At 64.4% G+C, this 13,356-nt stretch carries 9 protein-coding genes; 3 read left to right on the top strand and 6 right to left on the bottom strand.

Going from position 1 to position 13,356, the window contains the following annotated elements; genetic code table 11:
* The first annotated feature begins 43 nt into the window (after nucleotides 1-43).
* Nucleotides 44-1,246, top strand: a complete 1,203-nt coding sequence (manA, locus tag WDU96_RS11140; protein ID WP_337338586.1) for a mannose-6-phosphate isomerase, class I — start codon at nucleotides 44-46, stop codon at nucleotides 1,244-1,246.
* 60 nt (nucleotides 1,247-1,306) lie between these two features.
* On the opposite strand, the gene WDU96_RS11135 is transcribed toward manA, so the two are convergent.
* Nucleotides 1,307-3,526: an NADP-dependent isocitrate dehydrogenase gene (locus WDU96_RS11135; RefSeq protein ID WP_337338585.1), complete on the bottom strand. Its 2,220-nt coding sequence runs from the start codon at nucleotides 3,524-3,526 to the stop codon at nucleotides 1,307-1,309.
* A 145-nt stretch (nucleotides 3,527-3,671) separates the two neighbouring features.
* Between WDU96_RS11135 and WDU96_RS11130 the strand changes: the two genes are divergently transcribed.
* Entirely contained in the window at nucleotides 3,672-4,124 is a 453-nt protein-coding gene (locus tag WDU96_RS11130; protein WP_337338584.1) for a GNAT family N-acetyltransferase, read from the top strand.
* Nucleotides 4,125-4,197: 73 nt separating this feature from the next.
* Here WDU96_RS11130 and WDU96_RS11125 read toward each other — a convergent pair whose 3' ends face one another.
* On the bottom strand, nucleotides 4,198-6,012 hold the full coding sequence (locus WDU96_RS11125) for an ABC transporter ATP-binding protein (protein WP_337338583.1): 1,815 nt from the start codon (nucleotides 6,010-6,012) through the stop codon (nucleotides 4,198-4,200).
* Entirely contained in the window at nucleotides 6,009-7,832 is a 1,824-nt protein-coding gene (locus tag WDU96_RS11120; protein WP_337338582.1) for an ABC transporter ATP-binding protein, read from the bottom strand. The genes WDU96_RS11125 and WDU96_RS11120 overlap by 4 nt, the downstream gene beginning before the upstream one ends.
* A gap of 363 nt (nucleotides 7,833-8,195) precedes the next feature.
* Here WDU96_RS11120 and WDU96_RS11115 point away from each other — a divergent pair, with 363 nt between their 5' ends.
* A complete protein-coding gene (locus tag WDU96_RS11115; protein WP_337338581.1) occupies nucleotides 8,196-9,614 on the top strand; it encodes a dihydrolipoyl dehydrogenase family protein in 1,419 nt (472 codons plus the stop codon).
* On the opposite strand, the gene WDU96_RS11110 is transcribed toward WDU96_RS11115, so the two are convergent.
* The 3 genes from WDU96_RS11110 to purH form a co-directional block, all read right to left on the bottom strand.
* The gene (locus tag WDU96_RS11110) at nucleotides 9,611-10,120 is read right to left on the bottom strand and encodes a methylated-DNA--[protein]-cysteine S-methyltransferase (protein WP_337338580.1); all 510 of its coding nucleotides are present in this window, start codon (nucleotides 10,118-10,120) and stop codon (nucleotides 9,611-9,613) included. The two genes, WDU96_RS11115 and WDU96_RS11110, sit on opposite strands and share 4 nt — an antisense overlap.
* Nucleotides 10,117-11,622 carry a DNA-3-methyladenine glycosylase 2 family protein gene (locus WDU96_RS11105; RefSeq protein ID WP_337338682.1) on the bottom strand — a complete coding sequence of 502 codons (1,506 nt, stop codon included), beginning with the start codon at nucleotides 11,620-11,622 and terminating at the stop codon, nucleotides 10,117-10,119. Before WDU96_RS11105 ends, WDU96_RS11110 begins: the two co-directional genes overlap by 4 nt.
* Before the next feature lie 114 nt (nucleotides 11,623-11,736).
* Nucleotides 11,737-13,341, bottom strand: a complete 1,605-nt coding sequence (gene purH / locus WDU96_RS11100) for a bifunctional phosphoribosylaminoimidazolecarboxamide formyltransferase/IMP cyclohydrolase (protein ID WP_337338579.1) — start codon at nucleotides 13,339-13,341, stop codon at nucleotides 11,737-11,739.
* Nucleotides 13,342-13,356: the final 15 nt, after the last annotated feature.

The raw sequence follows: 13,356 nt of genomic DNA, 5'->3' as shown, positions 1-13,356 counted from the left end.
ACGGCAACGTTTGACACCCGTTCGCCGGGTAGAACAGGATCCGATGTATATCCAGCTGACGAACGCGCCCCGCAACTATGCCTGGGGATCTCTCGAGGCAATCGCCGAGTTTCGAGGCACCACCCCCAGCGGCGATCCAGAAGCGGAACTGTGGTTCGGCACACACCCCGGCTCCCCCACCCAGGCAACCGCCACGGTTCCTCCCGCCCAAGATGCGTACGAAACGCTCGCGGAGTGGATTGATTCCACCCCCAGCTTGCTTGGCGATGCACTCAGCGCCGAGCGCCGCGATCTGCCGATTCTGCTCAAAGTGCTCGCAGCAGCCAGTCCGCTGTCGTTGCAGGTGCACCCGACCCCCGAACAAGCCAAAGCAGGATTCGCCCGTGAACAAGAGCAGGGCATCGCGCTATCTGATCCTGCCCGCAATTACAAGGATCCCTACCCGAAGCCCGAGATCATCGTGGCCGTCAGCGAACGGTTCGACGCGCTCTGCGGATTCCGACCAGCAGCCGAGGTTGCGCAGATCGTCGACGCCCTGAGTGCGGCGAACGAGCCTGCTCTTGCTCCGCTGGTTGACCTGCTCAGCGACCCGACCAACATCGCCGTCGCCCTGGATTGGCTGCTTGCCGGATCCACCGAGGTCGGCGCGTGCGTCGCTGCCGTCACTCAACTCGCATCCGCTCCGACTGCCGCTGACTCCCCCATAGCCGACACCTTCGCAACGGCACGCGAGATCAGCACGCACTATGCCGGCGACCCCGGCATCATCGTCGCGATGCTGATGAACCGTGTGTGCCTGAAGCGCGGCGAGGGACTCTATGCGCCCGCGGGGCTGCTGCACGCGTATCTTTCAGGACTCGGCATCGAGCTGATGACCGCGAGCGACAACGTCGTGCGCGGTGGCCTCACACCTAAGCACATCGACACCGCGGAGCTGCGGAGCCTGCTCTCATTCGAACAGGCCCCGGCAGATCTGCTCGTGCCGGTTGAGACCGGCCCCATGACGCTCTATTCGCCCCCTGCACCGTTCTCGCTCGCGCTTGTCTCGCCGAGCGGCACCAGCACAGAGGTCGCTCTCGAGGGCCCGTCGATCATTCTCGCCGACAGCGACGAGATCACCGTAACTGATCCATCTGGATCGACAGCCACTATCAGTCGCGGCGATGCTGCCTTCGTCTCGGGAGACGTCGACACCGTCAGCATCACCGGCCCGGGTCGCGCCTGGGTGGCAGTCGCACACGAGTAGCTCATAGAGAAAGGCGGTGTGGATGCTGCTGCATCCACACCGCCTTTGCTATCGCAAGGTCTACGCGAGGGCGTCAATCACCGAATTGAACGTCGCCGAAGGGCGCATCACGGCAGTCACGAGATCGCTGTTGGGACGGTAGTAGCCGCCGATCTCGGCGGGCGAGCCCTGCACGGCGATAAGCTCGGCCACGATCTTGTCTTCATCAGCGGCCAGCGTCTCGGCAACCGGCGCGAAGGCAGCGGCCAGGTCGGCATCGTCGGTCTGTGCAGCCAGTTCTTGCGCCCAGTAGAGGGCGAGGTAGAAGTGGCTGCCGCGGTTGTCGATGGTTCCCAGCGCTCGACCCGGCGACTTGTCGTTCTCAAGGAACGTGCCCGTCGCGGCGTCGAGCGTGTCGGCGAGAACTTTGGCGCGACTGTTGTCGGTGAATGTGGCGAGGTGCTCGAGCGAAGCGGCCAACGCGAAGAACTCGCCGAGCGAGTCCCACCGCAGGTAATTCTGCTCGACCAGCTGCTGCACGTGCTTGGGCGCCGAGCCGCCCGCGCCCGTCTCGAAGAGACCGCCGCCAGCAAGCAACGGAACGATCGAGAGCATCTTGGCGCTGGTGCCGACCTCAAGAATCGGGAACAGGTCGGTGAGGTAGTCACGCAGCACGTTTCCGGTCACCGAGATGGTGTCTTCGCCCTTGCGCAGGCGATCGAGCGTGTAGAGCGTCGCTTCGGCGGGAGCGAGAATCTTGATCTCGATGCCGTCGGTGTCTAGCAGCGCAATGCCTTGGTGAACCTTGGCGATCAGCTGCGCGTCGTGTGCGCGGTTGACATCGAGCCAGAACACCGCGGGCACTCCCGTCGCATGAGCACGGGTGACGGCGAGCTTCACCCAGTCCATCACGGGAATGTGCTTGGTCTGCGTCGCACGCCAGATGTCGCCCGTCGAGACGTCATGCTCAAGAATGACGACACCGTCGCCATCGAGAACCTGAACGACTCCGGGGCTCGCAATTTCGAACGTCTTGTCGTGGCTGCCGTACTCCTCGGCAGCCTGTGCCATCAGCCCCACGTTGGGAACAGTGCCGATGGTGGCGGGATCGAGCGGGCCGTGGGCGATCACGTCTTCGATGACAGCTTGATAGACGCCCGCATATGAAGAGTCGGGGATGACCGCGAGGGTGTCGTCTTCGCCGCCGTCGACGCCCCACATCTTGCCGCCGTTGCGCACCAGGGCAGGCATCGATGCGTCGACAATCACGTCAGAGGGCACGTGCAGGTTCGTCGTTCCCTTGTCAGAGTTGACGTACGAAAGACGGGGACCGCTCGCGAGACCTTCGATGAACGCCTTCGAAATCGCGTCGCCGTTCTCGACAGCGGACAACCCCGACAGAATCGATCCGAGTCCGTTGTTGGGGGTGAGGCCCGCCGCGGCGATCGCGTCGCCGTACTGCTCGAAGACGTCGGCGAAGTACGCCTTCACCACGTGGCCGAAGATGATCGGGTCGCTGACCTTCATCATCGTCGCCTTGAGGTGTACGGAGTAAAGCACGTCGTCACGCTGTGCGAGCTCAAGCGTTTCGGCCAGGAATGCGTCGAGCGCATCGGCCGAGAGGAACGTCGCGTCGATGATCTCGCGCGGCAGCACCTTGAGGTCGTTCTTCAGCATCGTCACCGTGCCATCAGCGTCGACATGCTGAATGGTCAGAACGTCATCGTGTGCGGCAATCCACGACTTCTCATTGCTCTTGAAATCACCGGCGTGCATCGTCGCGACGCGTGTCTTTGATCCCTCAGAGAATGCCTTGTTGCGGTGCGGGTGCTTGCGTGCGTAGTTCTTGACCGACAGCGGCGCACGACGGTCGCTGTTTCCCTCGCGCAGAACCGGGTTCACGGCCGATCCCTTGATGCGGTCGTAACGAGCACGCACATCTTTGTCTTCGATCGAGGTTGCCTCGTCGGGGTAATTCGGAACGTCAAAGCCCTGCGCCTGCAGTTCGGCGATCGTCGCCTTGAGCTGCGGGATGGATGCTGAGATGTTGGGCAGCTTGATGATGTTCGCCTCGGGCACGGTGGCGAGGCCACCCAGTTCAGCGAGCGAATCTCCTACCTGCTGCTCGGGCGAAAGGCGCTGCGGAAACGCCGCCAGAATACGACCGGCTAGCGAGATGTCACGCGTTTCGACAGCAACGCCCGCCTGCCCCGCGAAGGCCTCGATAATCGGCAAAAACGAGGCGGTAGCTAATGCTGGCGCCTCGTCGGTGTGGGTGTAGATAATGGTCGAGTCGTTCATGCGTGGCTCTCCGTTCACAAGTCAGCATCCAGCCTATCGCAGAGCGCAAAGTATCTCGACGTCAAGATATCTCTGCACGTGAAGTTCGTGTTAACCCCAGACGTTTTCTCTGCCGCAACTTGACGATCACGGGTACCGTGTAGATATGTCAGAACTTCGTCTGGTCGAGCTGTCCGCCTCCACTATCGTCGCGGTCAACAACCTGTCCCTCAAGCCGGGGCAGGAGCAGTTCCTCGCACCGGTCAGCTATGGCATCGCTGCCACGGTGGTCAATCCTCAATCGACATGGCAACGCGTAGTGCTCTCCGGCGACGAGGTCGTCGGATTCGTCAGCGCGAACTTCGATGAAGAAGAGCCCGAGAAGCACTTCCGCTCGGTGCTGTGGCGCATCAACGTCGACGCAGACGATCAGCGCCAGGGTGTGGGCAGCTTTGCGGTTTCGTCACTGCTCGACGAAGCGCGCAGTCGCGGCATGGAATGCGTCTATGTGATCTACGAAGCCGGCGAGGGTGGCCCCGCCGCGTTCTTCGAGCGCGTGGGCTTCACGCCCGTGGGCGAGACCGAGTACGGTGAGGTCATCGCAGAGATTCGCCTCTAACGGACTCGGCGCACTCAGACCGGCGGCGGGGTCTCGGATTCCCCTCCCCCACCGAGACCTCGTCGCCCTCCGTCTAGACCAGTGTGTCTTGCCACGCAGCGTGTAGCTGGGCGAATTTACCCTCACCCGCGATCAATGCCGCCGGAGTGTCATCCTCGATGATGCGACCGTGCTCCATCACGAGCACACGGTCGGCGATCGCGACGGTCGAAAGCCGGTGGGCGATGATGATCGCCGTGCGGTCAGCCAGCAGCGTCTGCAATGCGTCTTGAATCATCCGCTCGCTTGGCATGTCGAGTGATGCCGTTGCCTCGTCGAGAATCAACACCGCTGGGTCGGCGAGGAAGGCCCTCGCGAACGAGATCAGCTGGCGCTGGCCCGCAGAGACGCGGCCGCCGCGCTTGTTCACGTCAGTGGCATAGCCGTCAGGCAACGCTTCGATGAACGCTTCGGCGCCTACCGCACGGGCTGCGCGCTTGATCTCGTCGAGCGTGGCATCGGGCTTTCCGAGGGCGATGTTGTCGGCGACCGTGCCACTGAACAGGTAAGCCTCTTGCGTCACCATCACGATCGCACGTCGCAGATCCTTCGGGTGCATCGCGCGCAGATCTACACCGTCGAGTGACACGGCGCCGCGCGTGGGATCGTAGAAGCGCGAGACCAATTTGGCGAGCGTCGATTTACCGGCCCCGGTCGTGCCGACCAGCGCAATCGTCTGCCCTGCCGGGATGTCGAGCGAGAAGTCCGGCAGGATCACCCGGTCTTCTGAGTAGCCGAACAGCACGTCGTCGAACCGAACGTTGCCGCGTGCGGTCCACAGGTCAACCGGTTCGCCGGGGTCGGGAACGGTCGGTTCCTCTTCGAGGACGCCCGACACCTTCTCGAGAGCAGCCGTGGCCGATTGGTAGCTGTTCAAGAAGAAGGCCACCTCTTGCAGCGGAGCGAAGAAGTTGCGCACGTACAGCACGGCCGACAGCAGGGTTCCCAGCAGAAGCGTCCCCTCGACGACGCGAACACCGCCCCAGAAGACGATGATGGCCAGCGTGATTGATGCGATGGCCATGAGACCCGGCTCGAAGGTGCCGAACAGACGGATCGAGCGGATGTTGACGTCGCGGTATCGCAGCGACAGCGTGCCGAACTCACCGTCGTTGCGCTCTTCCTTGCGGAATGCCTTGACCGCACGGATGCCTGTCATCGTCTCGACGAACTTGACGATCACCTGAGCACTGACGACGCGCGACTCGCGATACACAGCCTGCGAGCGAAGGTAGAACCAGCGCATCAAGAAGAACAGTGGAATGCCCATGGCCAGCAGGATGAGCCCCGACTGCGGGTCGATCAGCAGCAGTGCGATCAGGGTGAACAGGCCGTAGAGCACCCCGGAGACCAGCTCGTTGAGACCGCCGTCGAGCAACTCGCGGATCGTGTCGAGGTCGCTCGTCTGTCGCGAGATGATGCGACCCGACGTGTATGACTCGTGAAACTCGAGGCTGAGCCGCTGCGTGTGCAAGAAGATGCGCTTGCGCAGATCGAGCATGATCGCCTGCGTCAGACGGGCGGTGACGACGACATACCAGCCGATGAGGCCGGCGCCGCCGAGGGCGGTGAATAGGTACACCGCCACCACACCGATGGTGGGCAGCCAGTCCATGCGGTCGACCGCCGCGGGTAGCGCGGTGTTGATGCCGTAGGCGATCAGAGCGGGGCCAGCGACACGCAATGCGGTCGAGACGACCAGCACGATGCCGGCGAGCCACAGCTGCGCCTTGACGGGGCCGAGAAGCGACCCGAGTAGCCGCAGCGAGCGTCTGCGGATCGCTTTGCTCTCTTCGCGCGTGTAATCGGAGCGGTCTTCGCCGCTGGTTCCGGTGACAGTGGTGCTCACAGGTTCACCTCCCTCTCCCGCATGCGGGTTTCGTCGTCTTCGAGACTCGAGATCACGTGCCGGTAGTGCGCATTCGTGCGCAGCAGTTCGCTGTGCGGCCCGATCGCCGTGACGCGCCCGGCTTCGAGCAGGGCGACTCGATCGGCGAGCGTAACCGTCGACGGACGGTGAGCGACCACCAGCGCGGTCGTGTCTTTGAGCACCTCTCGCAGCGCATCTTCGACGAGGGCCTCGGTGTCGACATCGAGCGCCGACAGCGGGTCGTCAAGCACCAGCACTGCGGGGCGTGCCGCGACGGCACGTGCGAGCGCGAGCCGCTGTCGCTGCCCGCCCGACAAGCTCATGCCCTCTTCGCCGATGACCGTGTCGACGCCGTTCGGCAAGTCGTCGACGAACGTCGCCTGCGCGACGCCGAGCGCTTCGCGAAGCACAGCCTCTGCGTCGTCGCTGCCGGGCACCAGGTCTTCTCGACCCAGCAGCACGTTCTCACGCACGGTCTGCGAGAACAGCGTCGCGTCTTCGAACGCCATTCCGATGTGGGTGCGCAGCTCTTTCAGCGTGAGGTCGCGCACGTCAACGCCGTCGAGCGTCACACGCCCACCCGTCACGTCATACAGTCGCGTGGGCAACGTGGTGAGCGTGGTCTTGCCGCTTCCGGTAAGACCCACCAGCGCCATGGTCTCACCCGGTCGCAATGCCAGATCGATGCCGTCGAGCAGATCACGCTCGTGGGCAGCAGCATCCTGATACCGAAAGCGCGCCCCCTCGAACACGAGCTCGCCGCGCGGCGATGCAATCGTCTGGGGCTCTGCGGGGTCTTCGATGGTGTTCTCTTCGTCGAACACCTCGAAGATGCGATCGGTCGCGGTGCGCGCGTCTAGGAGAAACGAGAACAAGAAGCCGATGGACTCCATGGGCCACCGCAGCACGGTCGCCATCGCGAAGAACGCGATCAGCTCGTCGACGCCCAGCTGGTCGAGCGCGACCAGATACACGCCTGCGCCGAGGCACAGCGCGAAGGCGATGTCAGGCAGCAGCACCAGCCAGAACCAGATGGAACCCACCGCGCGCGCCTTGTTGATCTCGGTCTCGCGCAGGGTCTCGGCCTGTGCGGCGAACTTCTGCAGTGCATGCGAACCGCGGCCGAACGCCTTGAGCACCCGAATTCCGTGCACACTCTCTTCGACCGAAGTGGCAAGGTCGCCCGCTTGGTCCTGACTCTGGCGGGCGAGCGTGCCGTACTTCTTCTCGAATCGGTAGCCCGTGTACCACAGCGGTGCAGACGTGATGAGGAAGATGGTGCCGAGCAGCCAGTGCCAGCGAAAGAGCAGCAGCGTGCCGACGGCGATGGTCAGTACGTTCACGACGAGCAAGACGAGCCCGAACGCCATCCATCGACGCAGCATGCTGATGTCTTGCATCATGCGGCTGAGCAGCTGGCCTGACTGCCACCGGTCGTGGAACGCGACGGGCAACCGCTGCAGGCGCTGGTAGAACGTGTGGCGTATCTCGTATTCGACCATTGTCGCCGGCCCCAAGACGAACCAGCGGCGCAACCACACCATCAGCGCTTCGGCGACGCCGAGAGCCAGCACCGCTGCAGCGCCCCACGCGATTGCGGTGAGGTTGCCCGAAGCGATGGGGCCGCCCACGATCACTTCGAGAACGAGAGGAATGGTCAGCGCGAGCAGGCTGGCTGCCAACGCGCTGAGCGCGCCAAGCGCGAGGCGTGGCAGCACAGGTCGGGCGAAGGGCAGGAGCCTGCCCAGTGCCCTCGCAGTTGAGAGGTGGGGCCGGGGTGTTTCTGGGGTGGTAGCCATGATCCTTGTGGGAGCTGAGATGACGAATGCGATGCGTGCTGACCGAGTTTTCGGCCAGAGCGCGATGGCGCAACGGACGTTGCGAGAGAAGAACGCTCAGTTGACCGGCGGTGAGCGCCGGGCGGTGAGTGCCGGATCGAGGGGTGAGCTACCGACGACGACGCGGCGTCAGCAGTCCGGGCGCACCGAGGATGGCTGCGGTCTTCGCGAAAATAGCGACCTGGTTCATGACATCCTCCTGAGGGTGGGCGTGGACGGGGCTGCGCGCGAACGCGACAGCCCTCCAGAGTAGGCCCGAGAGCTCCACGAAAGCAAGGTCTGATTTTTCGCCACGACAGTGCGCTGTGGGCATACGGTGAAGAGATGGGTGAACTCGAGTACGACCTCATCGTTATTGGCGCAGGCGCGGTGGGCGAGAACGTCGCGGGACGCGCGGTGGAGCGCGGGTTGCGAACCGTGATCGTTGAAGCGGAACTTGTCGGCGGTGAGTGCTCGTACTGGGCGTGCATGCCGTCGAAGGCACTGCTGCGAAGCGCGGCAGCCCTGCGCGCGGTGAGCGACCTCGACGGCGCGAAACAGGCCGTCACCGGAACCCTCGATGCGGCAGGTGTGTTGCGGCGACGCGACGCGATGACCCACGAGTGGGACGACTCTTCGCAAGTGAAGTGGCTCGACGGCGCGGGCATCGATCTCGTACGCGGACACGCTGAATTCACTGGCGAAAAGCGCGTGCGGGTGACTGCCGACGACGGCACCGTCACCGATCTGGTCGCGCGATACGCCGTCGCGGTTTCTACCGGATCAGCGGCGCTGTTGCCCGATGTTCCGGGGTTGAAAGAGATCGAGCCGTGGACGAGCCGCGAGGCGACGAGCGCTCAACAGATTCCGAACTCGCTGGCGGTGATCGGCGGCGGAGTAGTCGCGGTTGAGATGGCAACCGCCTACGCCACCCTCGGGACCGCGGTGACGATGATCGTTCGATCTGAACTGCTCGGCGGCATGGAACCGTTTGCGGGCGAGATGGTTGAAGCATCCCTCAAGAAAATGGGCGTCACCGTTCGCGCAGGCGTCTCTGCTACCGCCGCCGTGCGCGAGGGCGATTCCGCGACGCTGACGCTTTCTGATGGCAGCGCGGTCAGCGCTGAGCAGGTTCTCGTCGCAACTGGCCGCACTCCTCGCACTGGCGACCTCGGTTTGGAGAACATCGGCCTCACCCCTGGCGACTGGTTGAGCGTCGACGACACAATGCTGGTTCACGGCACCGATTGGCTCTATGCCGTCGGCGATGTGAACCACCGAGCACTGCTCACCCACCAGGGCAAGTACCAGGCGAGGGCTGCAGGAGACGTCATCGCAGCCAGAGCGCAGGGCGAATCGGTAGACGATCAACCGTGGGGCGCTCATGTCGCAACAGCAGATCACTCCCACGTTCCCCAGGTGACCTTCAGCGATCCTGAAGTCGCTTCGGTCGGCCTGACCGAAGCCGCCGCGCGGAAGGCCGGGCGCAGCATTCGTGTTCTCGACTACAACCTGGCGTGGGTGGCCGGCGCCAGCACGTACTCCGACAACTACGAGGGGATGGCGCGAGCGATCGTTGACGAAGACCGCGGCGTGATCATCGGCGCAACGTTCGTCGGTGCCGACGTCGCCGAGTTGCTGCACTCCGCAACGGTCGCCATCGTGGGCGAGGTTCCCATCTCTCGCCTGTGGCACGCGGTGCCCGCATATCCGACGATCAGCGAAGTCTGGCTGCGCTGGCTCGAGGCATACGGTCGCCCCTAGCCGACCAGCGAGCGGCCGCTTTCACGATCGAGAAGGGCCTGCTTGACCTGCACACCCCACGCGAACCCGCCGAGCGCTCCCCCGGCGCGAAGCACACGGTGACAGGGCACAAACAGGGCGGGAGCATTCTTGGCACAGATGGATGCTGCCGCTCGCACCGCGCTCGGGCTGCCGAGCGCGGCGGCGAACTCCGCATAGGTCAACGGCTGCCCCGGGGTGATCTCGCGAAGCGCCGCCCAGCCAGCGCGCTGCATATCGGTGCCGGTCTGCGACACCGCAACGGATTCGATGGCAGTGAGGTCACCGCCGTAGTACGCGGCGACGGCCGATGCAGCATCCGTTTCTCCCTCGACCAGCTCCGTTGGTCGAGCCGATGGCGCGAGCCGCGCGAGAAGAGCTTCGATGTCAGCGGTCCAGCCCGAAGCGATGACCGCCGCGTCAGCGTCCGCGATGATCGTGAACGGTCCGTCTGGAGTGTCGATCGTCTGCCGGGTTGCGGTAGTCATGCGGACTCCTTGATCAATTGCGGTTGAAGGTTCAGCTTTTTGCGTGTGGGACGCAGCGGGGCGTTGCGCCAGAGATGCGCGGTCAGATAGCTGCGCCAGGGCGCCGTTCGCGCAGCCCAGGCCTCGAACGGCTTTGGCTCGGCAGGAATGCCACACGCGGCAGCGCCCGCTCGAACAGCAACGTCTCCGGGTAGCGTCACATCGGGATCGCCCAATACGCGCATGCGCACGTAGTCGGCTGTCCACGGTCCGATGCCCGGCATCGCGAGCAACGCTGCGCGCTGGTCAGCGCCGTCATCACCCGTGGTGAGCGTGAGCGTGCCATCGGCGAGTGCCGCCGCCGCCCCGGTGACGGCACGAATCCGGGCCGCCGGCCCGCGCAGCACCTCGTGCCCGTGTTCGGCGATCGCCGCCATCGTGGGAAACAGCCGGGTGTTCTCAAACCCGTCATCGATGCGTTCTCCCAACGCGTCGGTGAGTGCTGTCAACGCGGTGGTTGCGGCAGCCACCGTGATCTGTTGCCCGATCATCGCGCGGATCAGCATCTCGTGCGGATCCGCCGCTCCGGGAACACGAATGCCAGGCACTCGCGAGACCGCGGTAGTGAGTTCGGGATGCTGCGCCAATGCGGCATCAATCGCGATCGGGTCGGCATCCAGGTCGCACAGGCGACGGGCACGCGTGACGATCACCGGCAGATCCTTGAGCTGCGTGACTCTCGCGCGCAGGCGCACTCGCTGCTCTGAATCGACGCGAATCTCAAACCACGCGGGCCCTGACGCAAGCCGCAGCGTGCGTGAGAAGGAAGTGGCCGTTGATGTCTCAACGCCACGCACCGCGCGCGCCGACATCCACGCGAAGATTCCGCTTGAATCGAGCGGCCCCCGGTATGCCAGCGCAAGATCAATGGTGCCGGGCGCCATCTCTTGTGCGGCAGTCTGCCGACGCGAGCGCCGAGCGCGCAACTCGCTGGGCGTCATGCCGAACACCTCACGCACGGTGTCGTTGAACTGGCGCACGCTCGCAAACCCGGCTGAAAATGCCACGTCGGCGGTGGGCAGATCAGTGCCGACCAGCAGCAACCGGGCCGTGTGAGCGCGGTGCGCGCGGGCAAGAGCAAGCGGGCCGGCGCCGAGCTCTGTCGTCAGCAGCCGGGTGAGGTGGCGTGACGAATAGCCGAGGCGGTTTGCGAGACCGGGCACCCCCTCACGCTCCACCACCCCGTCCGCGATGAGCCGCATCGCACGCCCCGCAGTATCGCCTCGCAGATTCCACTGTGGCGAGCCCGGCGCTGCTTCGGGGAGGCAGCGCTTGCAAGCCCGATATCCGGCCTCATGGGCCGCCGCGCTGGTGGGAAAGAACGACACGTTTGACGGCTTCGGCGTGCGCGCCGGACAACTCGGGCGGCAGTAGATGCCGGTCGAACTCACCGCCGTGACGAACTGCCCGTCGAAGCGAGTATCGCGCGCGTCAATCGCGCGGTACCGCTCGTCAAACGTCATGCTCGGGATGCTCACGTGTCTAGCCTGACACGAGCACGCCGCATCCACTAGCGGAAATCGGACATTGCGGTTGCGCGAGTCTGGCGCGCGGCCGCGCAACCGCGCCGTGATGGATCAGTGGAAGAAGTGACGCTCTCCGGTGAAGAACATCGTCACACCGGCTGCCTTCGCGGCGTCCACTACCTCTGCGTCACGAACGGACCCGCCGGGCTGAATGATCGTCTTGATGCCGGCGTCGATGAGCACCTGGGGGCCATCGGCGAAGGGGAAGAAAGCGTCGGATGCTGCGACCGAGCCCGCCGCACGCTCACCCGCTCGCTCGACGGCGAGGCGACACGAGTCGACACGATTCACCTGACCCATGCCGATTCCGACGGTGGCCGAACCGTGGGCGAGCACGATGGCGTTCGACTTGACCGCACGGCACGACTTCCACGCGAAGATGAGGTTGGTCATGTCTTCTTCGGATGGCCGTTCGCCCGAGACGAGCTCCCAGTCTTTGGCAACCGATTCGATGTCGTCGGGAAAGCGGTCTGCGTCTTGCAGCAGCAGGCCACCAGAAACCAGGCGCACATCCATGCGCTCCTGCTGCCAGTCCGTGGGCAGCTGCAACACGCGCAGGTTCTTTTTGAGCTTGAACACCTCGAGCGCTTCAGGCGCGAAGTCGGGCGCGACAATCACCTCGGTGAAGATGTCACGCAGATTCTCTGCCATTTTCAACGTCACCGTTCGGTTCGCCGCGATGACGCCGCCGAAAGCCGATACCGGGTCGCACTCGTGGGCGCGAAGGTGCGCGCTGGCAATCGGGTCGAGAGCGTTCGGGGCCGATACCGCGATGCCACAGGGGTTTGCGTGCTTGATGATCGCGACGGCGGGCTTGACCATGTCGAATGCGGCGCGAAGGGCGGCATCTGCATCGACGTAGTTGTTGTACGACATGCTCTTGCCCTGCAACTGCGTGGCCTGGGCGATGCCGTGGCCACCCACGCGCGAGTAGATCGCGGCGCGCTGGTGAGAGTTTTCGCCGTAGCGAAGGGTCTCGAGACGTTCGGCCTTGATGGTGAGGTGCTGGGGAAGACCTTCGCCTTCGAGCGTCTCTTCTGCGAACCACGTTGAAACGGCACTGTCGTATTCGGCCGTGTGCGAGAAAGCACGCGCTGCAAGGTCGCGGCGCTGAGTGAGCGTGGTGCCACCCGCCGACACGGCGTCGATGATCGCGGGGTACGACTCGGGCGAGACCACGATGGCCACGTTCGCGAAGTTCTTGGCCGAGGCACGCACCATCGCGGGCCCGCCGATGTCAATCTGCTCAACAACGTCGTCGCCCTGCGCGCCCGAGCGCACGGTCTCAACGAACGGGTACAGATTGACGACCACCAGCTCGAACGGCGCGATGCCCAGCTCGTTCAGCTGCGCTTCATGGTCTTCGAGGCGCAGGTCTGCCAGCAGCCCCGCGTGCACAGCCGGGTGCAGTGTCTTCACCCTTCCGCCCAGCGACTCCGGAAAGCCCGTGACACTCGCGACGTCGGTCACGTCGTAGCCAGCCTCGCGAATGGTCGCGGCGGTCGAGCCGGTCGAGACGATCTCTACCCCCGCCTCAGCGAGCGCCTTTGCGAGGGGAAGAAGGTTCGTCTTGTCACTGACCGAGACCAGTGCGCGAGAGATACGCACGGCATCACGGTGGCGGTAAAGGGCTGGGTCGTGGCTCGGGCCGGCCATATAGGTCTCCTCAGG

It is taken from the genome of Microbacterium marmarense (genome assembly GCF_037204165.1).
GTDB lineage: Bacteria > Actinomycetota > Actinomycetes > Actinomycetales > Microbacteriaceae > Microbacterium > Microbacterium marmarense.
Note: the sequence above shows the minus strand (reverse complement) of the source record. Positions and strands in the feature narration are given on the sequence as shown.

Excerpts from the sequence above, each read along its gene's own strand:
- WDU96_RS11135 (WP_337338585.1), bottom strand. The coding sequence starts at position 3,526 with ATGAACGACTCGACCATTATCTACACCCACACCGACGAGGCGCCAGCA.
- WDU96_RS11115 (WP_337338581.1), top strand. The coding sequence starts at position 8,196 with ATGGGTGAACTCGAGTACGACCTCATCGTTATTGGCGCAGGCGCGGTG.
- WDU96_RS11110 (WP_337338580.1), bottom strand. The coding sequence starts at position 10,120 with ATGACTACCGCAACCCGGCAGACGATCGACACTCCAGACGGACCGTTC.
- WDU96_RS11120 (WP_337338582.1), bottom strand. The coding sequence starts at position 7,832 with ATGGCTACCACCCCAGAAACACCCCGGCCCCACCTCTCAACTGCGAGG.
- purH (WP_337338579.1), bottom strand. The coding sequence starts at position 13,341 with ATGGCCGGCCCGAGCCACGACCCAGCCCTTTACCGCCACCGTGATGCC.
- manA (WP_337338586.1), top strand. The coding sequence starts at position 44 with ATGTATATCCAGCTGACGAACGCGCCCCGCAACTATGCCTGGGGATCT.
- WDU96_RS11105 (WP_337338682.1), bottom strand. The coding sequence starts at position 11,622 with ATGACGTTTGACGAGCGGTACCGCGCGATTGACGCGCGCGATACTCGC.
- WDU96_RS11130 (WP_337338584.1), top strand. The coding sequence starts at position 3,672 with ATGTCAGAACTTCGTCTGGTCGAGCTGTCCGCCTCCACTATCGTCGCG.